24 protein-coding genes and 1 tRNA gene are annotated in these 26,244 nt (G+C 65.8%); 10 read left to right on the top strand and 15 right to left on the bottom strand.

Annotated features, from left to right (window positions below):
• Positions 1–394 precede the first annotated feature (394 nt).
• The 4 genes from GL284_RS03580 to GL284_RS03565 form a co-directional block, all read right to left on the bottom strand.
• Positions 395–470, bottom strand: a tRNA-Thr gene (locus tag GL284_RS03580).
• A 61-nt stretch (positions 471–531) separates the two neighbouring features.
• Positions 532–2,334: a heme biosynthesis HemY N-terminal domain-containing protein gene (locus tag GL284_RS03575; RefSeq protein WP_155043261.1), complete on the bottom strand. Its 1,803-nt coding sequence runs from the start codon at positions 2,332–2,334 to the stop codon at positions 532–534.
• A gap of 12 nt (positions 2,335–2,346) precedes the next feature.
• On the bottom strand, positions 2,347–3,870 hold the full coding sequence (locus GL284_RS03570; RefSeq protein WP_155043260.1) for a hypothetical protein: 1,524 nt from the start codon (positions 3,868–3,870) through the stop codon (positions 2,347–2,349).
• A 136-nt stretch (positions 3,871–4,006) separates the two neighbouring features.
• Positions 4,007–4,660 carry a uroporphyrinogen-III synthase gene (locus GL284_RS03565; RefSeq protein WP_155043259.1) on the bottom strand — a complete coding sequence of 218 codons (654 nt, stop codon included), beginning with the start codon at positions 4,658–4,660 and terminating at the stop codon, positions 4,007–4,009.
• Between the two features lie 63 nt (positions 4,661–4,723).
• Here GL284_RS03565 and tsaD point away from each other — a divergent pair, with 63 nt between their 5' ends.
• The 5 genes from tsaD to GL284_RS03540 all read left to right on the top strand — a co-directional run bounded on the left by tsaD (position 4,724) and on the right by GL284_RS03540 (position 9,280).
• Positions 4,724–5,791: a tRNA (adenosine(37)-N6)-threonylcarbamoyltransferase complex transferase subunit TsaD gene (gene tsaD / locus GL284_RS03560; protein WP_155043258.1), complete on the top strand. Its 1,068-nt coding sequence runs from the start codon at positions 4,724–4,726 to the stop codon at positions 5,789–5,791.
• Positions 5,788–6,729 carry an NAD(P)H-dependent glycerol-3-phosphate dehydrogenase gene (locus tag GL284_RS03555; RefSeq protein WP_155043257.1) on the top strand — a complete coding sequence of 314 codons (942 nt, stop codon included), beginning with the start codon at positions 5,788–5,790 and terminating at the stop codon, positions 6,727–6,729. The genes tsaD and GL284_RS03555 overlap by 4 nt, the downstream gene beginning before the upstream one ends.
• Positions 6,726–7,001, top strand: a complete 276-nt coding sequence (locus GL284_RS03550) for a YciI family protein (RefSeq protein ID WP_196216736.1) — start codon at positions 6,726–6,728, stop codon at positions 6,999–7,001. Before GL284_RS03555 ends, GL284_RS03550 begins: the two co-directional genes overlap by 4 nt.
• Positions 7,001–7,426: an EVE domain-containing protein gene (locus GL284_RS03545; RefSeq protein WP_155043293.1), complete on the top strand. Its 426-nt coding sequence runs from the start codon at positions 7,001–7,003 to the stop codon at positions 7,424–7,426. The genes GL284_RS03550 and GL284_RS03545 overlap by 1 nt, the downstream gene beginning before the upstream one ends.
• A gap of 69 nt (positions 7,427–7,495) precedes the next feature.
• Complete coding sequence (locus tag GL284_RS03540; RefSeq protein WP_155043255.1) at positions 7,496–9,280, top strand: ABC transporter transmembrane domain-containing protein; 1,785 nt, start codon at positions 7,496–7,498, stop codon at positions 9,278–9,280.
• Here GL284_RS03540 and GL284_RS03535 read toward each other — a convergent pair.
• Entirely contained in the window at positions 9,277–9,831 is a 555-nt protein-coding gene (locus GL284_RS03535; RefSeq protein WP_155043254.1) for a CAP domain-containing protein, read from the bottom strand. The two genes, GL284_RS03540 and GL284_RS03535, sit on opposite strands and share 4 nt — an antisense overlap.
• 134 nt (positions 9,832–9,965) lie before the next feature.
• Between GL284_RS03535 and lysM the strand changes: the two genes are divergently transcribed.
• The 3 genes from lysM to GL284_RS03520 all read left to right on the top strand — a co-directional run bounded on the left by lysM (position 9,966) and on the right by GL284_RS03520 (position 13,767).
• The gene (lysM, locus tag GL284_RS03530; RefSeq protein ID WP_155043253.1) at positions 9,966–10,514 is read left to right on the top strand and encodes a peptidoglycan-binding protein LysM; all 549 of its coding nucleotides are present in this window, start codon (positions 9,966–9,968) and stop codon (positions 10,512–10,514) included.
• A gap of 119 nt (positions 10,515–10,633) precedes the next feature.
• Entirely contained in the window at positions 10,634–12,520 is a 1,887-nt protein-coding gene (locus GL284_RS03525) for an acyl-CoA synthetase (protein WP_155043252.1), read from the top strand.
• Positions 12,521–12,588: 68 nt separating this feature from the next.
• Positions 12,589–13,767: a hypothetical protein gene (locus GL284_RS03520; protein WP_155043251.1), complete on the top strand. Its 1,179-nt coding sequence runs from the start codon at positions 12,589–12,591 to the stop codon at positions 13,765–13,767.
• Positions 13,768–13,866: 99 nt separating this feature from the next.
• On the opposite strand, the gene GL284_RS03515 is transcribed toward GL284_RS03520, so the two are convergent.
• The 5 genes from GL284_RS03515 to rimO all read right to left on the bottom strand — a co-directional run bounded on the left by GL284_RS03515 (position 13,867) and on the right by rimO (position 19,994).
• Positions 13,867–15,603: a hypothetical protein gene (locus tag GL284_RS03515; RefSeq protein ID WP_155043250.1), complete on the bottom strand. Its 1,737-nt coding sequence runs from the start codon at positions 15,601–15,603 to the stop codon at positions 13,867–13,869.
• A gap of 177 nt (positions 15,604–15,780) precedes the next feature.
• On the bottom strand, positions 15,781–15,942 hold the full coding sequence (locus GL284_RS03510) for a hypothetical protein (RefSeq protein WP_155043249.1): 162 nt from the start codon (positions 15,940–15,942) through the stop codon (positions 15,781–15,783).
• Positions 15,943–15,952: 10 nt separating this feature from the next.
• On the bottom strand, positions 15,953–17,608 hold the full coding sequence (gene ettA / locus GL284_RS03505; protein WP_155043248.1) for an energy-dependent translational throttle protein EttA: 1,656 nt from the start codon (positions 17,606–17,608) through the stop codon (positions 15,953–15,955).
• A gap of 79 nt (positions 17,609–17,687) precedes the next feature.
• Positions 17,688–18,545 carry a sulfotransferase family protein gene (locus tag GL284_RS03500; RefSeq protein ID WP_155043247.1) on the bottom strand — a complete coding sequence of 286 codons (858 nt, stop codon included), beginning with the start codon at positions 18,543–18,545 and terminating at the stop codon, positions 17,688–17,690.
• A gap of 81 nt (positions 18,546–18,626) precedes the next feature.
• Positions 18,627–19,994, bottom strand: a complete 1,368-nt coding sequence (gene rimO / locus GL284_RS03495; protein WP_155043246.1) for a 30S ribosomal protein S12 methylthiotransferase RimO — start codon at positions 19,992–19,994, stop codon at positions 18,627–18,629.
• 148 nt (positions 19,995–20,142) lie between these two features.
• Between rimO and GL284_RS03490 the strand changes: the two genes are divergently transcribed.
• Positions 20,143–20,595, top strand: a complete 453-nt coding sequence (locus tag GL284_RS03490; protein WP_155043245.1) for a hypothetical protein — start codon at positions 20,143–20,145, stop codon at positions 20,593–20,595.
• Positions 20,596–20,700: 105 nt separating this feature from the next.
• Here the strand turns inward: GL284_RS03490 and GL284_RS03485 are convergent, their stop codons facing one another.
• From GL284_RS03485 to GL284_RS03465, 5 genes are all read right to left on the bottom strand, one after another.
• Complete coding sequence (locus GL284_RS03485; protein ID WP_155043244.1) at positions 20,701–21,462, bottom strand: ABC transporter permease; 762 nt, start codon at positions 21,460–21,462, stop codon at positions 20,701–20,703.
• Positions 21,459–22,400 carry an ABC transporter ATP-binding protein gene (locus GL284_RS03480; RefSeq protein ID WP_155043243.1) on the bottom strand — a complete coding sequence of 314 codons (942 nt, stop codon included), beginning with the start codon at positions 22,398–22,400 and terminating at the stop codon, positions 21,459–21,461. Before GL284_RS03480 ends, GL284_RS03485 begins: the two co-directional genes overlap by 4 nt.
• A gap of 157 nt (positions 22,401–22,557) precedes the next feature.
• On the bottom strand, positions 22,558–23,346 hold the full coding sequence (locus tag GL284_RS03475; RefSeq protein ID WP_155043242.1) for a lysophospholipid acyltransferase family protein: 789 nt from the start codon (positions 23,344–23,346) through the stop codon (positions 22,558–22,560).
• Positions 23,343–24,272, bottom strand: a complete 930-nt coding sequence (locus GL284_RS03470) for a cell division protein FtsX (RefSeq protein WP_341870318.1) — start codon at positions 24,270–24,272, stop codon at positions 23,343–23,345. The genes GL284_RS03475 and GL284_RS03470 overlap by 4 nt, the downstream gene beginning before the upstream one ends.
• Positions 24,269–24,943: a cell division ATP-binding protein FtsE gene (locus tag GL284_RS03465; RefSeq protein ID WP_341870317.1), complete on the bottom strand. Its 675-nt coding sequence runs from the start codon at positions 24,941–24,943 to the stop codon at positions 24,269–24,271. The genes GL284_RS03470 and GL284_RS03465 overlap by 4 nt, the downstream gene beginning before the upstream one ends.
• A 127-nt stretch (positions 24,944–25,070) precedes the next feature.
• Here GL284_RS03465 and GL284_RS03460 point away from each other — a divergent pair, with 127 nt between their 5' ends.
• Positions 25,071–26,042, top strand: a complete 972-nt coding sequence (locus GL284_RS03460; RefSeq protein ID WP_155043241.1) for a zinc-ribbon domain-containing protein — start codon at positions 25,071–25,073, stop codon at positions 26,040–26,042.
• The last annotated feature ends 202 nt before the right edge of the window (positions 26,043–26,244 follow it).

The following is a 26,244-nucleotide window of genomic DNA, read 5'->3' as shown; positions in this document are numbered from 1 at the left end:
CGATGATCGCCGTCTGCGGATTGGACGAGGGGAAAAACACCTGCGGAAACACAAGCGCCGCAGCCGTCGCATAGATGAAAAAGTCGTAATACTCCAGCGCAGACCCAACCCAGGCACTCGCCGCAGCTTTGCCGGATTGCGACCGGCCTTTCGGTTCGCCAGATGACGAAACGCTCATGAGAAGTCCTCCCAGTTCTGATGGTGGCGCTCAATCCCCCGCGCCAAGCTCATCGGCCTGAATTGGCAGCAATGTGACATTTGGTCAAATATCAACAAGCGCCATATGTTAACATGATGTTAATTCGGGACGGGATTTGGCGCTGGCGCAGGGCTGGTGGCCGGAATTGAAAAGGCCGCGCAGCACCTGCCGCGCGGCCTTTTTCCAGAGGCGAAATGGTGCCGATGAAGGGACTCGAACCCCCGACCCCATCATTACGAATGACGTGCTCTACCAGCTGAGCTACATCGGCATCTCGCTTATGTGTCGCGCCGGATAACAGGTTCCGGCGCGGGCGAAAAGGGGGGGGCGTGTTATTTTTTGCCCCCTGTCGGCAGATCGTCCTCGGGCGGCTCGACATCCGGGCGGACCGGCACGATTTCCGCGGCATCGACGATCTGCGCCCTGGCCGGTTGCGGCGCGGGTGCGGGCTTCGGCGCGGGCGGGGTCACCACGGGCTGGGGCGGGGTCACCTCGGGTTCGGGATCGGTCACCGTCATCGCCGGGCCGTCCGATGCCTCGGCGGCAGAGACGCGGTGATAATCCGCCTCACGCGGGACCATGCCGGGGGCGACATCGGGAATGTCGGCCTTGCCGGGCTTGCTGGCAGGCTCGGCGGGTTGGGGCGGAGGATTGCGGTCGATCATGCCGGGCACGGGTGCATCGGGTTTCGGCGCGTCGGGCTTCGGCGCATCCGGCTCGGGCACGATGGCGGGCCTGCGCGCCTCGGCGGGTGCGCCCACCAGCAGCGGCAGCATCTCGACCCCGTTCGGCACGATCCCGCCCGAGGCCGTGGCCCGGTCCGGCTCGCGCCATGTCAGCGTGTCGAACCCGCCGCAGCTGTCGCAGACCGGCGCCCAGTCGGCCATGACATTGTGGCATTTGTCGCAGACCCATTGCGGCCCACGGCTGGCGACCAGCGCCTTGGCCAGAACGCCGCGCACCACGGAATCGTCGCTGCCTTCGCCGCGTTCGACGGCGGCAAGGATCGACAGCGACCGCACGGTCGGGTGCTTCTCGGACAGATCGCCAAGCGCGCGCCGGGCACCGGGGAAATCCTCGGCGGCCAGCAAAAGCTCGGCTTTCAGCAGCTTGGATTCCTCATCCTCGGGGTTCTTGCGGATCAGATCCTCGAAACGGCGCAGGCGCGCGGCGGGGGTCTCGTCCGGGACGATCTCGGCATAGGTGGCGGCGATCGACGGATGCGGCCTGACCGACCACGTCTTTTGCAGAACGCGGCTGGCATTGCGGTAATCCTTCTGCGCGATATAGCTGCGCGCGGCCAGAACGGCGGCCGGGATCAGGTCCGGGCTGGCGCGGTTGGCCGAAATCGCGGCCTCGCGGGCGCTGATCGAATTGCCCTCGGCCAGCACCTCGGAGGCCTCTTTCAGGGCCAGCACGGCGTCGCGGCGGATATGCACATCCTGCGGCAATTGCCCCTGCTTGCGCTTGTCCTTCAGCACGCCGCGCGCGCCTTTCCAGTCGCCCTGCGCAGTCTGCAATTGCAGCAGCGTGTCCTGCACCTCGACATGCTTGGGCTTCAGCGCATAGGCCTTTTGCGCCAGCTTCAGCGCCGTTGCCGTATCGCCCTCGGCCAGTTTCTGACGCATCAGCCCGCGCACGCCGACAAAGCGGGTGCGGTCATCCGACAGCAGGCGACGATACACCTCCGAGGCCTTGCGGTGATCGCCCGCCACCTCGGCGGCCTGCGCCGCCAGCAGATCGGTGATATGCGGTTTCTCCAGAAACTTCGCCGCCCGCGCGGCCTTGTCCTGCGCCAGACGCCCCTCGCCCGAGGCGACGGCCAACATGCCTTCCGACAGGGCGGCATAGCCCTTTTTCTCGCGCGAGCGGTCGAAATAGCGGTTGATCGAGGTCTGGTCGCCCGCGACGAACCGCAGGAAGGCCACGAACAACCCGATGATCTTGACGACCAGCCAGCCCAGCACGCACAGCACCAGCACACCGATCACCAGCTGCACCGGGCCCAGCGTGTATTCCACGCCGCCATAGACCATGCGCAGCCCGCTGCCATATTCGGACAGCTGGCCGAAACCCAGCGCGATGGCCAGAATGACCGCAAAGAATACAAGGATTTTCAAAGCTGAAAGCAGCATGTTCCGCGCTCCTTACCGGCTGCCCGAGACCAGCGCGGCAAGCGCCGCATTGGCATCGACCCAGGTTTTCGCACGGTCCGTCCAGCCTGCCATGGCATCCTGTCCCGGCTGCGGCAGGGCGGCGATTTCCGTCATCGCGCCCTGAATGTTGCCCGCCTCGACTGCGGCATTGGCGCGCGACAGCACGGCATCGGGATCGTTGCCATCGCGCGGCTCGACCGAGCGGGCGCCCGTCTGCACGCGCAGGAAATCGCCCAGCGCACTGAACGCGCCGCCATTCGTAGCCGTCGCCTCGATCGAGGCGCGCAGGCCTTCGCGGGCAGCGGCGGGGAATTCGGCACGAAGCTGATCAAGACGCGGGATGTCGCCGGTCAGAAGCTGCGGCACCTCGACGCCTGCGCTCGACAGATCGGCCAGCGCCTGATCGCGCGGTGCGCCGCCCTCGATGGCCGATTGCAGCGCGGCAGCGGCAGCGGCGGCCTGTGCGCGGCGGTTTGCGGCCTCGGTCGATTGCTGCAATTCCTGCGCCTGACTGGCCAGCGCCTGCACCTGTTCGGCAGTCGCAGGGTCGACGGCGGGACGCGCGGCCAATTCGTCGATGCGGGTCTGTTGCTGGTTCAGCCGCGCGGCAAGCGCGTCGAAATCGGCCTGCGACGGGCCCTGCGCAACCGGCGCGGGGGCGGCTGGCGCGGGCGCGGATGTGCCGCTGTCCGGGGATTGCACCGGCTGCGACACGCGGTTGCTGAGATCGGCAAAGGATTGCTCCAGCGCGGCCAGCTTGTCGGTCACCTCGGCGGGAACGCCCGCAGCCGCCGCGCCCGAGGGTGCGGAATCGGCCAGCGCCTGACGCGCGGCATCTGCGCCAGCATCGGCGGCGCGGCTGGTCAGTTCTGCGCTTTGCGACTGGATTTCGGCGCGCGCGGCTTCGGTCCCTGCCGAGCGGGCGGCGTCAAGCTGCTGGTCGGTTGATACCGCCGCGACCGTGCCGGGGCGCATGCCTTCGGGCAGATGCGGGATGGCCCAATAGGTCGCCGCCGCGCCCAGACCTGCGGCCACCAGCCCCCCCAGAAAGGTCGGAACGAACCCGCCTTTGCGCACGACGCGGGTTTCGACGATGTGCTGGACAGGCTTGTGCGGCGCGGGTTGCGGCTTGGTGTCAGGCTTGGGCGTGGTTGCCACGGGTTCGGGCTTTGCCTCGGGTTTGGCCTCGGGCTTCGTCTCAGGCTTCACCGGGGATTTCGCGGCGGCGTCCGGGCGCGTCACGGCGGGGATCGGCGTATCGCCGGGCTTTTTCGCGGCAGGCTCGGTTGCGGGCGCGGTTGCGGGGGCGGTTTCGGCCTGACGGTCATCGCTGCGCTTTTTCGCGGCTTTGCGGCCCTTGTCGGCATCGCCCACCAGCGTCGATTCGACCTTGGGCTTGTCCTGGGGCTTGGGATCGGTGCCGGGATCGCTGCTGACCGGCTTGTTGTCGATGGCCGCGCCGGAAATCGGCTGCTTTTTCGGACCGGGAGTTGCGGGTGCGTCGCTGGAGGTCATGTCTTGCTCGTTCACTGTAAATCCCCGTTCACTGTCAGCTTATGCCCCGGCCATCGCAACGCTCATGCGACAGGCCGGACCGCACCTTTTGCCAGCAGTCTAGTCGGCGTGTTATCGCGCCTCAACCCGTCCTTTATCAGGTTTGTTCCCCGGCCAGCAGGGTGTTTACTGCCGCAGCCATCCCGGCGGCATCCGGACTGCCCGCGACCACGACCCGCGCCGATGGTCCCGGCCATGCCTGCGCCACGGCGGCGCTGATCGCAACGATCCACAGATCGGCGCGCGCGCCTTCTGCGGCCATGCCTGCCAACCGGGCAGATCGTGGCGAAAACAGCGGCAGGATCACCGGCCCTGCCCCGGCCAGCAGCGCCTGCGCGCAAGACGACAGCGGCTGGGCCTGCTGGTCATAGACCACGACCCCCGGCACGGGCAGGCGTGCGGCCAGATGCGCGCCATGCGGATGCACCCAGCCCGGCCCAAGGCCCGCCAGCATCGGCGCAAGCCCTGCGGCATCGCCCGGCCCTTCGGTGACGGCGAACCCTGCCGCGCGTGCGGCCTTGGCGGTGGCGGGCCCGACGCAGAACGCCTGCCGCGCCTGCCCCGGCCCGGCGGCAGGCACCGCATGGGCCGAGGTAAAGACCAGCCCCCGCGCCGCCGCCAGCATGCCCGCGTCATGCGCGACCGGCACAATCCGGATGATCGGAGAGATCACCGCATCCTGTCGCCCCAGCATCCGCGCAAATCTTTGCGATGCGGCAAGCGGCCGGGTCAACAGAAGGGTTGGCGCCATGGTATTCGCCCCGCTTGGATGCTAGTTCATCATGCCTAGGCGCAAGGGGGCGCGGGAACAAGCATGAGCGACCTGACTTTTCTGGGCATCGAAAGCAGTTGCGACGATACGGCAGCGGCGGTGGTCCGGGCGGATGGCACGATCCTTGCCTCGGTCGTGGCGGGCCAGACGGCGCTGCATGCCGATTTCGGCGGCGTCGTTCCCGAAATCGCCGCGCGTGCCCATGCCGAAAAGCTGGATCTGTGCGTCGAGGATGCCCTGAAACAGGCCGGTGTCGCCCTGCGCGATCTGGACGGCATCGCCGTGACCGCCGGGCCGGGCCTGATCGGCGGGGTCATGGCGGGCGTGATGCTGGCCAAGGGGCTGGCTGCGGGATCCGGCCTGCCTCTGGTCGGTGTGAACCACCTTGCGGGCCATGCGCTGACGCCGCGCCTGACCGATGGCGTGGCCTATCCCTATCTGATGCTGCTGGTCTCGGGCGGGCATTGCCAGTTTCTTGAGGTGCGCGGCCCGCAGGCGTTCCAGCGCCTTGGCGGCACCATCGACGACGCACCGGGCGAGGCGTTTGACAAGGTGGCAAAGCTTCTGGGCCTGCCGCAGCCCGGCGGTCCCTCGGTCGAGGCGGCGGCGGCGCTTGGCGATCCGCGCCGCTTCGCCTTCCCGCGCCCGCTGCTGGATCGTCCGGGCTGCGATCTTAGCTTTTCCGGGCTGAAAACCGCCGTGCTGCGCCAGCGCGACGATCTGGCCGCCGCGCAGGGCGGGCTGCACGAACAGGACCGCCGCGACATCTGCGCCGGGTTCCAGACCGCTGTGGCGGCCGTGCTGGCCGAAAAGACCCGCAGGGCGCTGGCGCAGACGCAGGCCCCGGTGCTGGCCGTCGCGGGCGGCGTCGCGGCCAACCAGACGCTGCGCACGGCCTTGCAGGACGTGGCAACTGCGGCGGGTGCGGATTTCCTTGCGCCGCCGCTGCGGCTATGCACCGACAATGCCGCGATGATCGCATGGGTCGGGATCGAGGCTTACGCCGCAGGACAGCGCGACGGCATGGACCTTGCCGCACGCCCTCGCTGGCCCTTGGACCAAAGCGCCGCCCCCATGCTGGGCGCGGGCAAACGCGGAGCCAAGGCATGACCGCGGTGTCCGTCATCGGCGCAGGCGCCTTTGGCACCGCTTTGGCCGTGGCGCTGGCGGCGAAATCGCCGGTGACCCTGTGGGGGCGGGATGTGGCATGGCCGCGCGAAAACCCGCGCCTGCCGGGCGTCGCGCTGCCCGACGCGCTGCGCCTGACCGACCGCCTGCAAGACGCACTGGCCCAGACCGTGCTGCTGGCCCTGCCCGCTCAGGTTCTGGGCGGGTTTCTGGCCGATCACGCGGCAGCTTTGGACGGGCGGAACCTGATCAGTTGCGCCAAGGGGATCGACCTGCAGACGCTGCAGGGCCCCTCGGCGCTGATCCATGCGGCCTGCCCGGCGGCCACGGTCGGCGTACTGACCGGCCCCAGCTTTGCCGCCGATATCGCGCGCGGCCTGCCCACCGCCCTGACGCTGGCCTGCGCCGACGCCGCGACTGGCGAGGCATTGCAGGCGCGACTGTCCACCGGGGCACTGCGGCTTTACCGCACGACCGATGTGACCGGCGCGGAACTGGGCGGCGCGTTGAAAAACGTCATTGCCATCGCGGCGGGCGCAGCCATCGGCGCGGGCTATGGCGACAGCGCGCGCGCCAGCGTCATCACGCGCGGCTTTGCCGAGATGACGCGGCTGGCCACGGCGCTTGGCGCGCGGCCCGAAACCCTGACCGGGCTTTCGGGTCTTGGCGATCTGGTGCTGACCTGCACCTCGGAAGGGTCGCGCAATTTCCGCTTTGGCCTTGCCTTGGGCGCGGGCCGCGATTTCACCCCCGGCACCACCGTCGAAGGCGCGGCCACCGCCCGCGCCGTCGCCGCATTGGCCCCGAAACTGGGGGTAGAGCTTCCCATATCCCGGCTGGTCGCAGGGCTTGCCGAGGGGCGCATCGCCATGGAACATGCGCTGGACATTTTGCTGAACCGCCCCCTGAAGGAGGAATGATGCCGCTTTTCGCCGTGATCTGCCGTGACAACCCCGGCCAGTTGCAAACCCGTCTGGACACGCGCGACGCGCATCTGGCCTTTCTGAAAGCCCAGCCCGGACTGCGCATGGCCGGTCCTTTGCTGGAAGACGGCGAGATGCGCGGCTCGCTTCTGATCGTCGAATTCGACGATCTGGCGGCGGCGCAGGATTGGGCTGCGGGCGATCCCTACAAGGCGGCGGGGCTGTTTCAGTCCAGCGAAGTCATCGAATGGAAGAAGGTCATCGGCTGATGGCGTACTGGCTGTTCAAGTCGGAACCCGATGTCTTCAGCTTCGACGACCTGATCGCCAAGGGCGACAAGGGCGAGCAATGGGACGGCGTGCGCAACTATCAGGCCCGCAACAACATGCGCGCCATGAAGGTCGGCGAGCGCGGGTTCTTCTATCACTCGAATATCGGCAAAGAGGTCGTGGGCATCTGCGAGGTGGTGGCCCCGGCCCATCCCGACAGCACGGCCGACGATCCGAAATGGGAATGCGTCGATCTGAAGGCGGTGGCATGGGTCAAGACCGCCGTGACGCTGGACGATGCCAAGGCCGAGCCGCGCCTTGCCGAGATGATTCTGGTGAACAATTCGCGGCTGTCGGTGCAGCCCGTCTCGGATGCGGAATGGCAGGTCATTCTGGACATGGCCGGCGGCACGCGCGCAATTTGACGGCGACCGGCTGACGGCAACCCGCTGAAGGCAACCGGCCCCGCGCCGGTCCAACAAGGAAGATCACGAATGGCCCGCGGCACGACGATCCGCCCTGACCGTCCCACCACGAAGCGCATCGGTGCGCTGCGGGCCTTGTGGCCATTCATCCGCCCCTATCGCGGCCTGCTGGCGGCGGCCCTTGCGGCGCTGGCGGTGACGGCGGGGATCAGCCTGATCCTGCCTCTGGCGGTGCGGCGGGTCGTGGATGGCTTCGATGCGGGCGCGCATCTGCTGGATCAGTATTTCGGCGCCGCCCTTGCCATCGTGGCGCTGCTGGCCGTGGGCACGGGCCTGCGCTATTACCTTGTGACGCGGCTGGGCGAACGGGTGGTGGCCGATCTGCGCCGCGCGGTCTTTGATCGCGTCATCAGCCTCAGCCCCGCCTTTTACGAACGCGTCCTGACCGGCGAGATCATCAGCCGCATCACCACCGACACCACGCTGATCCAGTCTGTCATCGGCTCCTCGGTCTCGATCGCGCTGCGCAATCTGCTGATCCTGCTGGGCGGCATGGCGATGCTGGTCTGGACCTCGGCCAAGCTGTCGGGGCTGGTCCTGCTGCTGGTGCCGCTGATCGTCGTGCCGATCGTGGTCTTTGGCCGCCGCCTGCGGGCATTGTCGCGGGAAAATCAGGACTGGATCGCCCAAAGCTCGGGCGCGGCATCGGAATCGCTGTTATCGGCGCAGACGGTGCAGGCCTTTACCCATGAAGGCCCGACCCGCACGCGCTTTGCCGATGTGACCGAGCGCGCCTTCGACGCGGCGCTGGCCCGCGTCAGGACCCGCACCGGCATGACGATGATCGTGATCTTTCTGATCTTTTCCGGCGTGCTTGGCATCCTGTGGGTCGGCGCGCGCGACGTGCGCACCGATGCCATGACCGCCGGAGAGCTGGTGCAATTCGTCATCTATGCCGTGCTGGTCGCAGGCGCAGTGGGCGCCCTGTCCGAGATCTGGGGCGAATTGCAGCGCGCGGCGGGCGCGACAGAACGGCTGTCCGAGTTGCTGGTGGCCGAAGACACGCTGCGCGATCCCGTCACGCCCACGCCTTTGCCGCGCCCGGTGCAGGGTCGCATCAGCTTTGAAAATGTCAGCTTCCACTACCCCTCGCGGCCCGATGTCTCGGCGCTGGAGGGGATCGACCTGACGATTGCGGCGGGCGAAACCGTGGCGTTGGTCGGGCCTTCGGGGGCGGGCAAGACGACGGTGGTGCAACTGCTGCTGCGCTTTTGGGATCCGGCGACGGGCGTGGTGCGGATCGACGGCGTGGACCTGCGCGACATGGCACGCGCCGATTTCCGCAGCGATATCGCGCTTGTGCCGCAGGACGCGGTGATCTTTGCCACCACCGCACGCGAAAACATCCGCTTTGGCCGCCCCGATGCCAGCGATGCCCAAGTCGAGGCCGCCGCCCGCGCTGCCCATGCGCATGATTTCCTGTCCGCCCTGCCCATGGGCTATGACAGCTATGTCGGCGAACGCGGCGTGATGCTGTCGGGCGGCCAGAAGCAGCGCATCGCCATTGCCCGCGCCATTCTGCGCGACGCGCCGATCCTGCTGCTGGACGAAGCCACCAGCGCGCTGGACGCGCAATCCGAACGGCTGGTGCAGGATGCCGTTGACGAACTGGCGCGCGACCGCACGACGATCATCGTCGCGCACCGGCTGGCCACGGTGAAGAAGGCCGACCGCATCGTGGTCTTTGACCATGGCCGCATCGTCGCACAGGGCCGCCATGACGAGTTGGTGGCCCAGAACGGTCTTTACGCGCGGCTGGCGCGGTTGCAGTTCACCGAAGGCGCTGCCGCCTAACGCGGCGCGCCATAAACCGCCGCCCAGAACACGGTGCGGCCATCGGCGGCCAAGGCCCGGCCAATACCCACATCGCGCACCTGCGGGATGGTGATGTTCGCCATATGCCCGGATGAAGCTGACCACTCATTCAGCACGCGCTGCTGGCTGAAGGGACCCGCGGCGATATTCTCCGCGGTCAGATGCGGCACATAGCCCTGGGCCTTGGCACGCTGCATCGGCCCCTTGGTCGTGCTGCCGACATGCGACATCAGCCCCCGCGCCGCCATGTCGCAGGCATGGTCGGCCGCGGCCTTTGCCAGCGCCGGGTCCGGCCGCACCGCAGGCAGCCCATGCGCGCGGCGCGCCGCCGAGGTGGCCTGCGCCGCCGCATGGTTCTGGTCCGGATCGGTCTGATAACACACGGGCGTTCCCGCCGCCGTCGCCTGCACGTCCGGATAGCCCGGCGGGGATTTGCTTCCCCCGCCCGACGAAGACGCATCGCACCCGGCCAGCACAGCCAGCGCCAGCAACGTCAAGGGCAGTTTCGCATATCGTGAATTCACGGGCATATATTCATCCTTGGGTTGCACACAAAGATAAGAAGCCTTGGCGCCAAGTGCAAATCACAGACGTTTAGACTTGCAACTATCCGCGCAAGCGGCTGATCCTTCGCATCGCGAAACCAATTCTGAAAGGAACTGCCATGGCTTTCTGGGATTTCGTCAAGGATGCGGGAAAATCCGTCCTCGGCTCTGACGCAAAGGCCGCTGCCGCCCCCACGACACCTCCGCCCGCCGCTGGTGCTGTGGGCGATCCCGAAACGGATCGCAAGGTCGCAGCCCTCAAGGCCGAACTGAAGGCGCTTGGCCTGACCTCGAAAGAGGTTCACCTGACGCTGCGCGGCGGCGATACGGTCATCGTCAAGGACAAGGAAGCCGATGATGAGACGCTGGAGAAGCTGATTCTGGCGCTTGGCAACATCAAGGGCATCGCGCGGGTCGAACTGGCCGAGGATCCGGACGCCGCAGCCGCCGCGCCCGCCGCCACCGCCGCGGCCGAGCCGAAGGAAAGCGCCCCCGGCCCGAAATCGGTCTTCCACACCGTGCAGAAGGGCGAAACCCTGTCGGCCATCGCCGCGAAATATCTGGGCAAGGCGGGCCGCTATAATGAGATCTTCGAGGCCAACAAGCCGATGCTGACACATCCCGATAAGATCTATCCGGGACAGACGTTGCGTATCCCGCAGGCCTGATCGTCGGTTACGCTGCGTTTTGAGGGGCCGGGGCAAGGGGACAACCCTTGCCCCGCTCGACATTTTGGAAACATTCTTCACCACCGGGGAGCACCCCGACTTCTGGGAGGGAGAACATCATGGCCAAGTTCGCAACCGCCGAGGACCGCAATGCGGTCGAGGCTGAAATGCCTTATGAAAACAGGGCACTTCCGGGCTCGGTCTATCAGATGCTTGGCCGGACACGCGAACGTTTCCCGAACCGTCCCGCCATCAGCTTTCAGCTTTTGTCCGATCCCGGCTCGAAGGCGGTCACGCTCAGCTGGAACGACCTGCACGAACGCGTCACCGAGGCCGCGAATCTGTTTCGCAGCCTGGGCGTCGGTCCGACCGATGTCGTGGCCTATCTGCTGCCCAATGCCATCGAAACGCCAGTCGTGCTGCTGGCGGGCGCAACGGCCGGGATCGTCAATCCGATCAATCCGCTGCTGGAGGCCGAACAGATCGCCGGTATCCTGCGCGAAACCAACGCCAAGGTGCTGGTGACGCTGAAGCCGTTTCCGAAAACCGACGTGGCGCAGAAGGCCGCCGCCGCCGTGGCGCTGGCCCCGAACGTCAAGACCGTGCTCGAGGTCGATCTGCGCAACTATCTGTCGGGCCTGAAGCGGCTGGCGATCCCGTTCCTGCGCCCCAAGCAGACCGTGCAGAACCACGCGAAATATCTGGACTTCGAGGCCGCCGCCAGCGCGCAGCGCCACAACCGCCTGAGCTTCGAGGAACCGACCGGCGACCGCGTGGCCGCGTATTTCCACACCGGCGGCACGACCGGCACGCCCAAGGTCGCCCAGCACAAGCAATCCGGCATGATCTATAACGGCTGGCTGGGCGCGACGCTGCTGTTTGACGAAAGCGACGTGCTGATGTGCCCGCTGCCGATGTTCCACGTCTTTGCGGCCTATCCGGTGCTGATGTCCTGCCTTGCCTCGGGCGCGCAACTGGTCATGCCCACGCCCGCAGGATATCGCGGCGAAGGCGTCTTCGACAATTTCTGGAAGCTGATCGAACGCTGGCAGGCGACCTTCCTGATCACCGTGCCCACCGCCATCGCCGCGCTGATGCAGCGCCCGGTCGATGCCGATGTCTCATCGCTGAAAACCGCCATCTCGGGCTCGGCACCGCTGCCGCAGGAGCTTTACAACCGCTTCAAATCCGCCACCGGCGTCAGCATCGCCGAAGGTTACGGCCTGACCGAGGCAACCTGCCTAGTATCCTGCAACCCGATGGATGGGTTGAAGAAAATCGGCTCGGTCGGGATCCCGCTGCCCTATACGCATGTGCGCATCCTGACGAAAACGCCCGACGGCTTTCGCGAATGCGCCACCGATGAGATCGGTGAGATCTGCGTGGCATCGCCCGGCGTCTTCGACGGCTCGACCTATACCGAGGCGGACAAGAACCGCGACCTGTTCGCCGAAGGCCGCTTCCTGCGCACCGGCGATCTGGGGCGGATCGACAGCGACGGCTATCTGTGGATCACCGGCCGCGCCAAGGATCTGATCATTCGCGGCGGCCATAACATCGACCCGGCGGTGATCGAGGACGCGCTGCTGTCGCATCCCAAGGTCGCCTTCGCGGGGGCGATCGGCCAGCCCGACGCCTTCGCGGGCGAACTGCCCTGCGCATATGTCGAATTGATCGCCGGCGCCGAGATCACGCCGGACGAATTGCTGGCGCATGCCCGCGACCACATCACCGAACGCGCCGCCGTGCCGAAACATGTCGAGATCCTTGCCGAACTGCCCAAGACCGCCGTGGGCAAGATCTTCAAGCCCGATCTGCGCAAGATGGCCATTCGCCGCGTCTTTGACGCAGCGCTGGCGCAGGCCGGGCTGGCCGCCCATGTGGCCGAGGTGATCGACGACAAGAAGCGCGGTCTGGTCGCCCGGATCGAACCGCGGGCCGAGATCGACCAGAAGGCCGCCGCCGATTGTCTGGGGCAGTTCGCCTGCGCGTGGGAATGGGTGTGATCCGCCACAAAATCGTTGCAACTATCAGTTGCATATGACTAAATCCTCGCGAAATGCAGGAGCGAGTCATGAGCGACGCCGAGACTTCCGAGGATGATGAGCGGCTGGAGCAGGACCTGCCCAGCCTGCCAGGCGTGGTCTCGCACCCCGCGCCGCAATGGGTGGTGGATTTTCGTCAGGGCGGCAAGGGATTTACCATCGCGCTGGGGGATCACGCGCTGGTCTTTGCGGATCGCGGCACGGATCATCTGCTGATCAGCTTTGACAACCTGTCCTCGGCCCGCGACGACGCGATGGACCGCGACCCGTGGGGCTATGGCTTCGCCGCCAAATGCGGCTGGTCGCAACTGGGCGTGATGGCCTTCAAGCCAAGCTGGTTCCGGGACGAGGCGCTGTTTGACGAGATGCGCCGACTGGCCCGGCGCGGGTTCTTCCGCCGCTTCAAATCGGTGACGCTGACCGGCACCTCGATGGGGGGCTATGCGGCCTGCGCCTTTGCCTCGCTGATCCCCGGCTGTCAGGTCATCGCCTTTTCGCCGCAATCCACGCTGAGCAAGGCCCTTGTCCCGTGGGAAGAACGTTTCGCGGCCGGGCGCAAGGCCGACTGGTCGGGCGATTTCGCCGATGGGGCGGTGGAATCTGCGGCCGCGGCGCGTGTCTGGCTGGTCTATGATCCGCATTTCCCGCTGGACGTGGCGCATGTCGAGCGCTTCACGCATGATCGGGTCATCCGCCTGCCCGCGCGGTATTCCGGGCACAAGACAGCGCTGTTCCTGCGCCGGGCGGAAATCCTGTCCGCCGTGATGCGTCAGGCCGTGGCCGGAGACCTGACCGCCGCCAGCTTCTTCCAGCTTTACCGCAAGGGGCGCGCGCTGCCGTGGTATACTCACGCCGTCGGCGACCGCCTGATTGCAAAGAACGATGCCCGCCTGCTGCGCAAGCTGGTGCCGATCCTGCGCGCCGCCGGGCAGCCGCCCGCCGTCTATCGCGGCATCCACGAACGCGCGGCGGTGGCGGGTCTGCTGGACCGCCGCCCCCTGCATCTGCAGGCCAGCCGCAATCCGGGCCGCAGGCTGATCTCGTTGCCCGCAGATCCGGTGAATGTGGCCGATCTTTACATGTCCTCGCCCGATCTGCCGCCGCCGGTGGACGCCCCGCCCGCGATCTGGCAGCACCAGCGCCGGGCCGAGGCGAATATCCCCGATCAGCCCCTGCCCTGGCAAAACCGCCTGCGCACCGCAAGCTGACGCTGCAAAACACAGCAAAAGGCCCGAAGCGTGATCGCGCTTCGGGCCGTTTTCTGATCGTTCACGCGTGACTGCCACAGACAGCCCCGCCTCTGCCGCTCAGGCGATCTTCAGCTCGGGGGTATCTGCTGCGGCATTGCCCGCATTGATCCGCTCGGCAATGCGGAAATAGCCGGTGCGGGTATAGTGGTCGCTGTCGACGAATTCCGCTTGCGGCACGGTTGCGTCGATGTCGATGAATTCCACACCCGGACGCTCGGACGCGAAGCTGCGGCACATCTGGTTATAGGCCTGCCGCTCTTCCTGCGTGCGGGCGGCGATGTCGCCGTGGACCGAGACGCCAAGGATGAACAGCGTCGCATCGGGGCGCTTCAGCCCATAGACGCGTTCAAACGCGGCCTGCACCAGATCCAGCCGCTGCTGCATGTCCAGCCGCAAATGCCGCAAGGTGCGCAGCAGCCTGATCGAGATGCGGGGGTTCTGCGTCAGCGCGGACAGGCGCTTGGGCGGAATGGTCACCAGATAGCGGTCCTGCTGGCCATGCCCCTCATGCGTGAACAGGTTGTCGGTGCGGAAGGCAAAGAACATCGACAGGATGACCAGATCGGCGCTGGCAAAGGCCTGATCGGCGGCCAGCAATTCGCTGTAGCTATGCCCTGCCACGGCCTTTTGCACCCAGTTCCGATCCAGCGAGGGATCGCGCGGGTTCAGGATGAAACCGGTATCGTCATAGCGCACGATCACGCCGTCATCATCCGGCTTGTTGACGAATTCGCGCCGATCCGTGCCGCAATAGAACGAGACCTGCTGCAAATCGCAGCCGCCGACCAGCGCCAGACTGCGGCTTTGCGCGACGCTTTCGGGCTGGCCGAAATCCGAGACCTGACGGATCCAGTCGAAATCACCCTCAAGCCCGTTGGCGACGGGGCCTGCGATGTCAAACTCGGGGCGCCCCAGATGGTCCCAGACCCATTGTTCGACGCCCATGTTCAGCGTCCGGCACGAGAAGCAGAAATGATGCATGGTCACGCCGTTGAAGCGTTTGCGCAGGCAGAAAAAGCCCACGATGCCGTAATCGCCATAACGGTCGCGCACCTCGACCAGCCCGGCATGGACGCCGGGGATGCGCAGCAGGTCCTGAAACTCGGCGCGCTGCTGATCGGTCTGCACCCGCAGCTTGGTGAAGTTCAACTGGTTCGTGCGGTTGATCAGTTCGATCACGCGATCCATCTGGCCGTCCAGATCGGTGATCAGCTTCACCTGAATGTCGGACTGACGCAGAAAATCGTGGTTGGAAAGGTTGCCGGTCTTCTGGTCGGCCTCTTTCAGCTCGGCCACCTTGTATTGCGCCAGACGGCTATGCGCCCGGTCATCCTTGCCCTGCAAGGCGGGCAGATCCAGCAGCCCCGCCAGATCCTGTCCCGATCCGTCGGTCGAGCCGCTGGCGTTCACGCAGGCGATCTCGGGGCAGAAGAACTGCACCTCTTGCAGGTTCAGGTGGTTGTCGTCCAGAAACAGCGCATTGGCCGCACGCAGCCCCATGCGGTCCAGCATCGACTTGACCGCAGCACCTTTCGGCGACCAGTCGATATGCGGGAACACGAACAGATCCCACACACCCAGTTCGACCAGTTTCTGCTTTGCGGTGTCGAAATCGTTCTTTGAGCAGATCGAGCACATGATGCCCCGATCGACCAGACTGCGGACCATCTGCAGATGCGCGGAAACGGCGCGGATGCCGCCCTCGGACAGCGTGCCGTCCCAGAACGTCTCGTCCAGATCCCAGATAACAAGCTTAACATCCTGATGAATATCAGAAAATCTTGAATCCAGCATTCTGCACCTCTGGAAAGGCCGGACGCGCCGGGCCTAGATGAATAGTTACGACAAGCTCTAGCGGCGGATGGTTAACGAACTGTTAATTTCCAGCTTAATTAACCGCTTCGCGCGACTTTGCCAGCAGTTTTGATGACATCCTGCCACAACGATTTCGCCGCAGCGGACGGGCATGCGTCAGGTCGGGGTTGTCGTCATGATGTGATGCAATGTCGGACGCTGATAACCGCGCTGCGCGTTGGCTGTCAGGTCACGCAGGGGCTTCGTCCCCTGCTGCCCTTCGCCCAGCTTTTGCAGCCGGACGAAGGCTTCGTGTGCGATGGCGAACGGGTCCGCCATGCCAAGACGCTTAGCGCGTGAATTTCTTGTGGCGCACGCGGCCGGGTTCGACCGATTCCGGGCCGAGGCGGCGGATCTTGTCCTTTTCGTAATCCTCGAAGTTGCCCTCGAAGAATTCGACATGGGCGTCGCCCTCGAAGGCCAGGATATGCGTGCAAAGCCGGTCAAGGAAGAAGCGGTCGTGCGAGATGATGATGGCGCAGCCCGCGAAATTCTCGATCGCGGCTTCCAGCGCCTGCAGCGTTTCCACGTCCAGATCGTTGGTCGGTTCGTCCAGCAGCAGCACGTTGCCGCCCGATTTCAGCAGCTTGGCCATGTGGACGCGGTTGCGTTCACCGCCCGACAGCAAGCCCACCTTCTTCTGCTGGTCCGAGCCCTTGAAGTTGAACGAACCCACATAGTTGCGCGAGTTGACCTGCGCATCGCCCAGTTCGATCACCTCGGCCCCGCCCGAGATTTCCTCCCAGACGTTCTTGTCCGGGTCCAGCGCGTCGCGCGACTGGTCGACATAGGCCAGCTTCACCGTGTCACCCACCGTCACCGAGCCGGTATCGGGGGTTTCCAGCCCGGTCAGCATCTTGAACAGCGTCGATTTGCCGGCGCCGTTCGGGCCGATCACGCCGATGATGCCGCCCGGCGGCAGGCTGAAGGTCAGGTTTTCGATCAGCTGCTTGTCGCCCATCGCCTTGGACAGACCTTCGACCTCGATGACCTTGTTGCCAAGGCGCGGGCCGTGCGGAATGACGATCTGGGCCGAGCCGACCAGGTCCTTGACCGATTCATCCGCCATCTTGTTATAGGCCGAGATCCGGGCCTTGGATTTCGCCTGACGGGCCTTGGCCCCGGCGCGAATCCATTCCAGCTCTTTCTCCATGACCTTCTGCTTGGCCTTGTCCTCGCGCGCTTCCTGCGCCACGCGCTTGGCCTTGGCTTCCAGCCAACTGGAATAGTTGCCCTCATGCGGCAGGCCGCGGCCACGCTCCAGCTCAAGGATCCAGGTGGTGATGTCGTCAAGGAAATAGCGGTCGTGGGTGACCGTCAGGATCGTGCCCTTATAGGCGATCAGGTGCTTTTGCAGCCAGGCGATGGTTTCGGCGTCAAGGTGGTTGGTCGGTTCGTCCAACAGCAGCATGTCGGGCGCTTCCAGCAGCAGCTTGCACAGCGCCACGCGGCGGCGTTCCCCGCCGGACAGCGTCTCGACATCGGCATCATCGGGCGGGCAGCGCAGGGCCTCCATCGCGATGTCGACCTGATTGTCCAGATCCCACAGGTTCTCGGCGTCGATTTCGTCCTGAAGACGCGCCATTTCGTCGGCGGTCTCGTCCGAGTAGTTCATCGCCAGTTCGTTGTAACGATCCAGCTTGGCCTGCTTGGCCGCGACGCCTTCCATGACGTTGCCGCGCACGTTCAGCTGCGGATCCAGATAGGGCTCTTGCGGCAGATAGCCGACCTTGGCGCCCTTGGCGGCCCATGCCTCGCCCTGAAAATCCTTGTCGATCCCCGCCATGACCTTCAGCAGCGTCGATTTACCGGCGCCGTTCACGCCGACGACGCCGATCTTGACGCCGGGCAGGAAGTTCAGGTGGATATTCTCGAATACCTTCTTGCCGCCGGGATAGGTCTTGGACACCCCGTCCATGTGGTAAACGAACTGGTATGAGGCCATGATCTTTCCCCGTTGAATTTGTGTTCCGATGCTGGGCGCCTGTTTAACGGGGACGCGGGGAAAGGGAAAGTGCGGGCGTTCAGCGGAACTGCGCCGAAAACTCTTTGCCGAAGGTCTGGTCGACAAAGGCGAATTGCGGCTCCAGCATCTCGCGCAGTGCCTTGCGGGCGGCATCGGGCACGACAAGGCTGTTATCCGAAGCAAAGACCTTCTTGCCCACATCGCGGTAATCATGCGGCTTCAGGCCCAGAAAGCCCTCGACCTGCCGCAGAAATCCGATGGGATCGCGCGAGATCATGCCAAAGGGCAGATACAGCAGCCGGTCCGCCCCGAAATGCGCGTTCCAGCGCGGCACATAGGTCTGGTAATCGCCGCGATCCAGCAGCACCGGATCGCGCACCTCGGTCAGCCATTCCTCGACCGAGGCGGGTTTGCGGCGCGCGCGCGTCAGGTTCATCTTCATCTGCGAGATGGCGCGGTCCACCGGATGGCGGATGATATAGATGAATTTGGCATCGGGCAGGAATTTCGAAACGAACTCGACGCCCTCGGGCGGCAGGGTCGAATATTCCGGCGTCACGTCGATGGTCTTGGCATCATCCGGGGCGGGCGCGAAAACCAGCTTGTACCAATGGTTCGTGAACATCGGCTCGCGCGTGATGCGCGACAGGTATTTCGCCATGTCCCTGGGCAGTTCCTCGCCCCGCGTCTCATAGCGTTTTTCGATGTTCTGCCGGGCGCGCTTGAAATGCCAGGGCAGCCATTTGCGGTGTTCTTCGACAAAGCGGTGATTGAAGAACTGCACTTCCTTGAAGGGCGGCGTCCAGACATCCGGGTGCTGGCCCAGCATCTGCGACAGCCACGTCGTCCCGGCCTTCTGCGCACCGATGCCCAGAAAATCCGGTTTGCGCGGCTTGCCGTCAGGGTTCCAGTTCATCGCATCCGCCTTTGCCGCCCGTGTCACAGGTCTTTGTTAAGACAGGCAGGCGCGAGGGGAAAGCTGCAATCGCAGCGCGAGTTACAGACGCCCCCAAAGATCGTATTCCCCTGCCTCATCCACCGTCACGCTGACAATGTCGCCGGGGGTCAGATCCTGAAAGCCTTCGTCGATGAACAGGTTGCCGTCGATTTCCGGCGCATCGGCCTTGGTGCGGCAGGTGGCGCCGTCATCGTCCACGCTGTCGACGATCACGTCGATGCGCTGGCCGACCTTGGCTTGCAGCTTGGCTTCGGAAATGGCCTGCGCCTTTTCCATGAAGCGGTCCCAGCGGTCCTGCTTCACCTCGTCGGGGACGTGATCGGGCAAGAGGTTCGCCCGCGCGCCCGCGACGTTTTCATATTGGAAGCAGCCGACGCGATCCAGTTGCGCCTCATCCAGCCAGTCCAGCAGGGTCTGGAATTCGGCCTCGGTCTCACCGGGATAGCCGACGATGAAGGTCGATCGCAGGGTGATGTCGGGGCAGGCCGCGCGCCATGCGGCGATTTCGTCCAGCGTCCTGGCCGCTGCCGCAGGTCGCGCCATGCGTTTCAGAACATCAGGATGGGCGTGCTGGAACGGGATATCCAGATAGGGCAGCACCAGACCTTCGGCCATCAGCGGGATCAGGTCGCGCACATGCGGATAGGGATAGACGTAATGCAGCCGCACCCAGGCGCCCAGACCGCCCAGATCGCGGGCCAGATCGGTGATATGCGCGCGGTGGCCGCGTTCTTCGGCATAGCGCCGGTCAAGGCCATAGGCGCTGGTGTCCTGACTGATGACCAGCAATTCACGCACCCCGGCCTCGACCAGCTTTTCGGCCTCGCGATAGACGGCATGGGCGGGGCGGCTGACCAGCTTGCCGCGCATGTCGGGGATGATGCAGAACTTGCAGGCGTGATTGCAGCCTTCCGAGATCTTCAGGTAGCTGTAATGGCGCGGCGTCAGCTTGACGCCGGATGCAGGCAGCAGGTCCACAAAGGGATCGGGGCTGGGCGGCACGGCGGAATGCACCGCGTCCAGCACCTGTTCGTATTGCTGCGGCCCGGTCACGGCCAGCACCGAAGGATGCGCGCCGGTGATATATTCCGGCTCGGCGCCCAGACAGCCGGTGACGATGACCTTGCCGTTTTCCGACAGCGCCTCACCGATGGCCTGCAGGCTTTCCGCCTTGGCCGAATCAAGGAAACCGCAGGTGTTCACGATCACCGCGCCCGCGCCTTTGTAATCGGGGCTGATGGCGTAACCTTCGGCGCGCAGGCGGGTCAGGATGCGTTCGCTGTCGACCAGCGCCTTGGGGCAGCCAAGGCTGACCATGCCAATCGTGGGCTGTCCGTCCCGACGCGAGGTGTCGAAGATCGGGCTTGGGGCTAGATCGGGGCGCAACAGGGGCGGATTCTGGCTCATGATGGCTGGGCATATAGTGCGGCGCGGGGCCGTTGTTAAGCGCGAAGCGCATCCGGCCACACCCGAACGTCATTTTGCATGTGATGCGCGGACATGGCAATCATGGTGCAATGCCCCGTCGCCCCAGTCTGATGCGAGCCGCCCCGACATGAAAGCCATCGCCCTTTTCGCAGCCCTTCTGCTGACATTGCTTGCCCCGGCCCTGCCCGCCGCCGCCCAATCGCGCGAGGCGCCCATCGTCATCTGGAACAACAAGGGCGGCAATGTGGTCAAGGCGATGCAATATCGCGACGAGCTGGCCCGCTCGGGCCGCCGGGTCGAGATCCGGGGCTATTGCCGCTCGGCCTGCACGATCTATATCACCCTGCCCAATGCCTGCCTTGGCCCGGACGCCTTCGTGGGCTTTCACGCGCCCCGCATCCCGAACACCCAGTTCATCCCGCCGATGGTGGGCGACATGATGGCGCGCTATTACCGCAATGGCATCTTGCAGAAATGGAACGGCGGCTGGAACAAGTCGATCAAGATGCAAAAGATCACCGCACGCGAATATGTCCGGCTGGACCCGCAGACGCGGTTGTGCGGGGCGTATCAGGGCTGAGTTCAACGGCCTGCGCCGGTCACCGAACGCCGCGCAGATCTGCAGCGGATCCGGACCACCAGCCCGGACAACCCTGCAAACACATGCAAGGCCCCGCCCCTGCCCTTATTCCCTCAGCCGCCAGCCGGTCGCGAAGATCCAGCGGATCACCGCCATGCAGACCACGATCATCACCGCCACCGCGAAAAGCGAGGTGAAGACCGGCACATCGGCAATGTCGAAAAAGCTCCAGCGGAAACCCGAGATCAGGTAAAGCACCGGGTTCAGCTTCGCCACGCCTTCCCAGAACGGCGGCAGCATCGAGGCCGAATAGAACGCGCCACCCAGAAACACCAAGGGCGTGATGACCATCATCGGCACAATCTGCAGCTGTTCAAAGGACTTGGCCCACAGCCCGATGATGAAGCCCAACAGCGAAAACGCCAGCGCGGTCAGGATCAGGAAAGCCAGCATCCAGAAGGGATGCGCAATGTGGATGCCGTTGAACCAGAAACTGGTCAGCAGGATCACCAGCGCGATCAGCACCGCCTTGGCCGCCGCCGCGCCGACAAATCCCAGCGCGACCTCGATCCAGCCGGTGGGCGCGACCAGAAACTCATAGATCGTCCCCGAGAATTTCGGGAAATAGATGCCGAAGCTGGCATTGCTGACCGATTGCTGCAACACGGTCAGCATCATCAGACCCGGCACGATGAAGGCGCCATAGGCCACGCCCTCGACCGACTGGATGCGCCCGCCGATGGCCGCGCCAAAGACCACGAAATACAGGACCGTCGACAGGACCGGAGAGGCCAGCGACTGAAACACCGTGCGGAAAAACCGCGCCATCTCGTGACCGAAGATCGCCCGGACGGATTGCCAGTTCATGCCGCGCCCTCCTGCGGGTTGTCCTCGACAAGGGACATGAAGATGTCCTCGAGGCTGCTTTGGGTGGTGGACACGTCGCGCACGGCGATGCCGTGATTGGTCAGCTCGCCCAGCAGGCGGGCGATGCCGGTGCGTTCGGCCCGCGTGTCATAATCATAGAAAAGCTGCATGCCGTCCGCCGAAAGCGTCAGGCCGCGCGTCAGCAGATCCTGCGGCAGGCTGGCCAGCGGCTCATACAGCGCGATGGTCAGACGCTTCTTGCCGAATTCGCCCATCAATTCGTCCTTGGGCTTGACCAGCAGCAACTCACCCTTGCGAATGACGCCGATGCGGTCGGCCATATCCTCGGCCTCTTCCAGATAATGCGTGGTCAGGATGATCGTGACACCCTGAGCGCGCAGATCGCGCACGACCTGCCACATCTCGCGGCGCAGGGCCACGTCGACGCCTGCGGTGGGTTCGTCCAGAAACAGCACCTTGGGCCGGTGCGACAGCGCCTTGGCGATCAGCACGCGGCGCTTCATGCCGCCCGACAGCTCGCGCGTCTTGGCATCGCGCTTGTCCCACAAGGCAAGGCTGCGCAGAAGCTGCTCCAGATAGGCGTCATCCTGCGGCTCGCCGTAAAGGCCGCGGGTGAAGCGCACGCAGTCGATGACCTTTTCAAAGGGTTCCAGCGCGATTTCCTGCGGCACAAGGCCGATCAGCTTGCGCGCCGCGCGCCAGTCGGTGCGAATGTCATGCCCACCGACGCGCACCGTGCCCCCGGTCGGCCGAACCAGTCCGCAGATGATCGAGATCAGCGTCGTCTTGCCAGCGCCGTTCGGGCCAAGCAGCGCCAGAATCTCGCCTTCCTGCATTTGCAGCGACACGTCCTTCAGCGCGAAGGTGCCGCTGTCATAGCGTTTCGAGAGATGGTCGATGTCGATGATGGGGCCCATGCCGCCTCCGTATCGTCAACCGGCGCGGCCTTGGCCTGCCACGCTGGCAGTCGCGCATCTCCGTCCGGTGTCAAAGCTGATCCCGGCACAAGGACGCTGTGCGGGCGGGCAAAAGATAGGGTGCCCGTTCCCGCAGCACAATGACCCGCCGGAAATTTCAGCCCGGCAAAACCGTCGCCGGCGCAGGCACGCTGCCGCCGGCCTGCAAAAACAGCGTCATGCTGGCAGGCTCGATCACCTGTTCAAGCTGCACCAGCGCGCCCGCGGCATCGCCCCCGGCGGGGATCGGCGGCAGGAATTCGACCACCGCCGTGCCGGGACGGATCGGAAAGCCGCGCTTGGGCCAGAACATGCCGCAATTGGCCGCGACCGGCACGATGGGCAGGCCGGTGACGCGCTGCACGATGGTCACGCCGGGCTTGTAGGGCGCGGTCGTGCCGGGCAGCGTGCGCGTGCCCTCGGGGTAAAAGATCAACTGCCCCAGCCCCTGCGGGCGGGCGCGGGCCGCCGTCACTTCGGCGGTGATCTGGCGGATGGCATCCTTGCCGCGCATCCGGTCGATGGGGATGCAGCCGACCTTGCGCGCGAACCACCCCATGATCGGCACGTTCAGCACCGCGCGCTTCATCACGAAGGCGCGGCGCGGACAGGCCTGCGCGATGGCCAGAATGTCCAGAAAGCTTTGATGCTTGGCCGCGATCAGCAGATCGCCCGCAGGCGGCGTGCCGCGAAACTCGACCTTGACGCCCATGATGATGCGGGCGGCCCCCATCATCTGGCCCAGCCAGACGCTGGCGACGCGGTTGGCATGATCCGGGTTCAGCAGCGTGCGGGGCAGCCCCCACAGCCCCAGCACCAGCGTCGCCAGCGCGATATACAGGTAATAGATCCCGGTGCGCAGCCAAGCCAGCGCACCCGCGGATCCGGGGCGATAGGACGCGCTCATGGCACCTCGCGCAGCATTTTCAGCGATGCCCAGCGGGTCGCGGCAAAACCGATGGCGGCGGCGGCGGGCGGGATCAGCACCGGCCACAGCCAGCCCCAGCCCTGAAAGCCCAGCCCGGTCAGAAAGGCCCCGGCCTCATCCGCGGCGGGCAGCAGCCAGACCGCGAACATGCCCAACAGCGTGCCGACCCCGGCGCCAAGCGCCGCGCGGCGCGTGAAGCGGCGCACAAAGGCCGTGGCGATGGTGATGTCGCGCGCCCCGATCAGCCGCAGCACGCGGATCACCTGCCCATTGGCCGCCAGCGAGGCTTTTGCCGCCAGCGTGATCATCGCCCCCGCCGTGGCCGCGATCAGCACCAGCGACACCAGCCCCAGCACGCGCAAGCGCGTGGCGGCGGACACCAGCGGCTCGCGCCAGCGGGTGTGATCGTCCAGCACCGCGCCCGGCGCCTCGCCCTGCAACCGCAGGCGCAGGCTGTCGGCGTCAAAGCCCTGCGCGGCCTCGGTCACCTCGACCAGACGCGGGACCGGCAGCGCATCGACCGGCACATCGGGGCCGAACCACGGCTCCAGCAGCTTTTCGACCTCGGAATCGGGCAGCAACTTGGCCTCGGCAATGCCGGGCGTGGTTTTCAGCAATTCCATCACGGCGACGGTCTGGTCGTCGATCTGATCGGGCGGCGCGGCAATGCGCACCGTCACGGTCTGCGCCAGTTCGGTGGACCAGCGCTCCGCCAGACGCCCGGTCGCCAGCGCCAGTGCCAGCGCGAAGACGGCCAGAAACGCCATGGCGGCGGCGGAGAACAGCGTCAGTTGCGCGGTGAACCCGGTCGGCGGCACCACGCGATCCGTGCCGCTGGCATCGGGCCGCACCAGCCCCCGCCACAATGCCGCAAGATCAAGGGATTTCAGGTCGGATCGTTTCACAGGTCGGCTCCTGCCAGTTGCAGCCGCTTTCCGGCGATACGAAGAACGCGGGCCTGCACCTGCTGCTTGGCCGCGCGGATCAGGTTCAGATCATGCGTGGCAAACAGCACCGTCTTGCCCGAGCGGTTCAGTTCCACCAGCAATTGCAGCAACCGCATCGACATGTCCCAATCCAGATTGCCCGTCGGCTCATCGGCGATGATGACATCTGGCGACATGATGACGGCGCGGGCAAGGGCGGCGCGCTGACGCTCTCCGCCCGACAGCGCGGGGGGCATGGCGCGGCTGTGGCCGGTCAGCTGCACCCATGACAGCAGATCGCCAAGCGCGGGCATGTCCACCTCCTCGCCCGAGACGATCAGCGGCATGGCGATGTTTTCGGCAACCGGCAGGTGATCCAGAAACTGCGTATCCTGATGCACGACGCCGACGCGGCGGCGCAAGGCGGCGATGCCGTCGCGCGACAGCTGCGTCACGTCCTGCCCGAAGGCCAGCATCTTGCCCGCCGTGGGCAGCAGATCGGCATAGCACAGCCGCAGAAAGCTGGTCTTTCCCGACCCCGACGGCCCGGTCAGGAAATGAAACGACCCCGGTGCCAGCGACAGCGTCATATCGGCCAGCAGCGGCTCGCCCCCGCTATAGCCAAACGACAGGTTCTGCATCTCGATCACTGGGGGCCCCCTTATTTTCCGGGCTTCTTGGCTCGCGGTTCGGGGCTTGATAGAACAGTCCGGCGGCGAATGCGAGACGAGAGGCAGGACCGCGCCCCCGATCCTGACCGGCAAGAAAGAAAACCGAATGCGCCTGACCTGCCCCCGCTGCAACGCCCAGTATGAGATCCCCGATGCGGCGATCCCCGCCATGGGACGCGAGGTGGAGTGTTCGGCCTGCGCCCATGTCTGGCATCAGCCCAAGGGCGGACCCGCGCAAATCGCCAGCAAATCCGGCGCAATAGCTGTGGACGCAGCGGATGCCGGGGGCGATTACGACGCGCAGGCCCGCCCGGCGCTGAACCGGCAGTTGAACGATTCGATCCTGCAAGTCCTGCGCGAGGAAACCGCCCGCGAACTGGCCGCCCGTCAGGCCGGGCCGGGAGCAAGTGCCGACAGTTCAGATCACATTCCCGCGACCGACGCGCCCCAGCCTGATGCGCCTGCCACTGCGGCGACAGATCTGCCTGCCCCGCAACCAGCAGACGAGCCGCCCCAAACCGAAGCGCCCGAACAGCGCCTGATCGCCACGCCGCCCGAGACCGCCTCGGACTGGCCGGTCTCGACCGTGATCCTGCCCGGAGAGCCGCTGGACGCCGAGGCGCTGGCCCGCGCCGATGCCAAGGCCGAAGCGGAAGCAGACGCCGCCGCAGAGGCCCAAGCCCAAGCCGAGACATCAGCCGCACCTGCGCAGACCGAAACCCCGCCCCTGCCCGATGCCGCACGGCTGGCCGCGACCCTGACCCGCCCCGCAGCCCCGGTGCTGAAGGCGGCCGACATGGTCAACCGCCCGATCCCGGTCGAAACCCTGACCGCGCCCGAACCCGCCCCCGCAAAACCCGCCCCGACAAAATCCGCCGCGCCCGCCGAACCGCGCCGGACGCGCAGCGGTTACGCCATGGGCTTTGGTCTGGCCGTGATGCTGGCGCTGGGATTGCTGGCGCTTTACGCGCTGGCCCCGCGCATGGCAGCCGAGGATGGCGGCGGCGCGCTCTCTGGCCTGCGCCACAGCCTCGACCAGACCCGGCTGTGGCTGCATGGGCTGATCTTCGGCGGCTGACGCTCAGAAATTCTCGAGCAGCCGGTCAAGATAGCCGCGCCCGCCGAACCGCGCCGGTCGCGCAGCGGTTACGCCATGGGCTTCGGTCTGGCCGTGATGCTGGCGCTAGGACTGCTGGCGCTTTACGCGCTGGCCCCGCGCATGGGCCCCGCGCATGGCAGCCGAGGATGGCGGCGGCGCGCTCTCTGGCCTGCGCCACAGC

Source organism: Paracoccus shanxieyensis, assembly GCF_009711265.1.
Lineage (GTDB): Bacteria > Pseudomonadota > Alphaproteobacteria > Rhodobacterales > Rhodobacteraceae > Paracoccus > Paracoccus shanxieyensis.
The sequence above is the reverse complement of the archived record's forward strand: the minus strand, read 5'-3'. Positions and strand labels throughout refer to the sequence as shown.

What these genes read in the sequence shown, in the direction of transcription:
- GL284_RS03555 (WP_155043257.1), top strand. Translation starts at nt 5,788, where the DNA reads ATGACCGCGGTGTCCGTCATCGGCGCAGGCGCCTTTGGCACCGCTTTG.
- GL284_RS03460 (WP_155043241.1), top strand. Translation starts at nt 25,071, where the DNA reads ATGCGCCTGACCTGCCCCCGCTGCAACGCCCAGTATGAGATCCCCGAT.
- GL284_RS03570 (WP_155043260.1), bottom strand. Translation starts at nt 3,870, where the DNA reads ATGACCTCCAGCGACGCACCCGCAACTCCCGGTCCGAAAAAGCAGCCG.
- GL284_RS03545 (WP_155043293.1), top strand. Translation starts at nt 7,001, where the DNA reads ATGGCGTACTGGCTGTTCAAGTCGGAACCCGATGTCTTCAGCTTCGAC.
- ettA (WP_155043248.1), bottom strand. Translation starts at nt 17,608, where the DNA reads ATGGCCTCATACCAGTTCGTTTACCACATGGACGGGGTGTCCAAGACC.
- GL284_RS03490 (WP_155043245.1), top strand. Translation starts at nt 20,143, where the DNA reads ATGAAAGCCATCGCCCTTTTCGCAGCCCTTCTGCTGACATTGCTTGCC.
- GL284_RS03550 (WP_196216736.1), top strand. Translation starts at nt 6,726, where the DNA reads ATGATGCCGCTTTTCGCCGTGATCTGCCGTGACAACCCCGGCCAGTTG.
- GL284_RS03565 (WP_155043259.1), bottom strand. Translation starts at nt 4,660, where the DNA reads ATGGCGCCAACCCTTCTGTTGACCCGGCCGCTTGCCGCATCGCAAAGA.
- GL284_RS03540 (WP_155043255.1), top strand. Translation starts at nt 7,496, where the DNA reads ATGGCCCGCGGCACGACGATCCGCCCTGACCGTCCCACCACGAAGCGC.
- GL284_RS03535 (WP_155043254.1), bottom strand. Translation starts at nt 9,831, where the DNA reads ATGCCCGTGAATTCACGATATGCGAAACTGCCCTTGACGTTGCTGGCG.
- GL284_RS03525 (WP_155043252.1), top strand. Translation starts at nt 10,634, where the DNA reads ATGGCCAAGTTCGCAACCGCCGAGGACCGCAATGCGGTCGAGGCTGAA.
- GL284_RS03500 (WP_155043247.1), bottom strand. Translation starts at nt 18,545, where the DNA reads ATGAACTGGAACCCTGACGGCAAGCCGCGCAAACCGGATTTTCTGGGC.
- GL284_RS03475 (WP_155043242.1), bottom strand. Translation starts at nt 23,346, where the DNA reads ATGAGCGCGTCCTATCGCCCCGGATCCGCGGGTGCGCTGGCTTGGCTG.
- GL284_RS03515 (WP_155043250.1), bottom strand. Translation starts at nt 15,603, where the DNA reads ATGCTGGATTCAAGATTTTCTGATATTCATCAGGATGTTAAGCTTGTT.
- lysM (WP_155043253.1), top strand. Translation starts at nt 9,966, where the DNA reads ATGGCTTTCTGGGATTTCGTCAAGGATGCGGGAAAATCCGTCCTCGGC.
- GL284_RS03575 (WP_155043261.1), bottom strand. Translation starts at nt 2,334, where the DNA reads ATGCTGCTTTCAGCTTTGAAAATCCTTGTATTCTTTGCGGTCATTCTG.
- GL284_RS03480 (WP_155043243.1), bottom strand. Translation starts at nt 22,400, where the DNA reads ATGGGCCCCATCATCGACATCGACCATCTCTCGAAACGCTATGACAGC.
- tsaD (WP_155043258.1), top strand. Translation starts at nt 4,724, where the DNA reads ATGAGCGACCTGACTTTTCTGGGCATCGAAAGCAGTTGCGACGATACG.
- GL284_RS03520 (WP_155043251.1), top strand. Translation starts at nt 12,589, where the DNA reads ATGAGCGACGCCGAGACTTCCGAGGATGATGAGCGGCTGGAGCAGGAC.
- GL284_RS03510 (WP_155043249.1), bottom strand. Translation starts at nt 15,942, where the DNA reads ATGGCGGACCCGTTCGCCATCGCACACGAAGCCTTCGTCCGGCTGCAA.
- GL284_RS03485 (WP_155043244.1), bottom strand. Translation starts at nt 21,462, where the DNA reads ATGAACTGGCAATCCGTCCGGGCGATCTTCGGTCACGAGATGGCGCGG.
- rimO (WP_155043246.1), bottom strand. Translation starts at nt 19,994, where the DNA reads ATGAGCCAGAATCCGCCCCTGTTGCGCCCCGATCTAGCCCCAAGCCCG.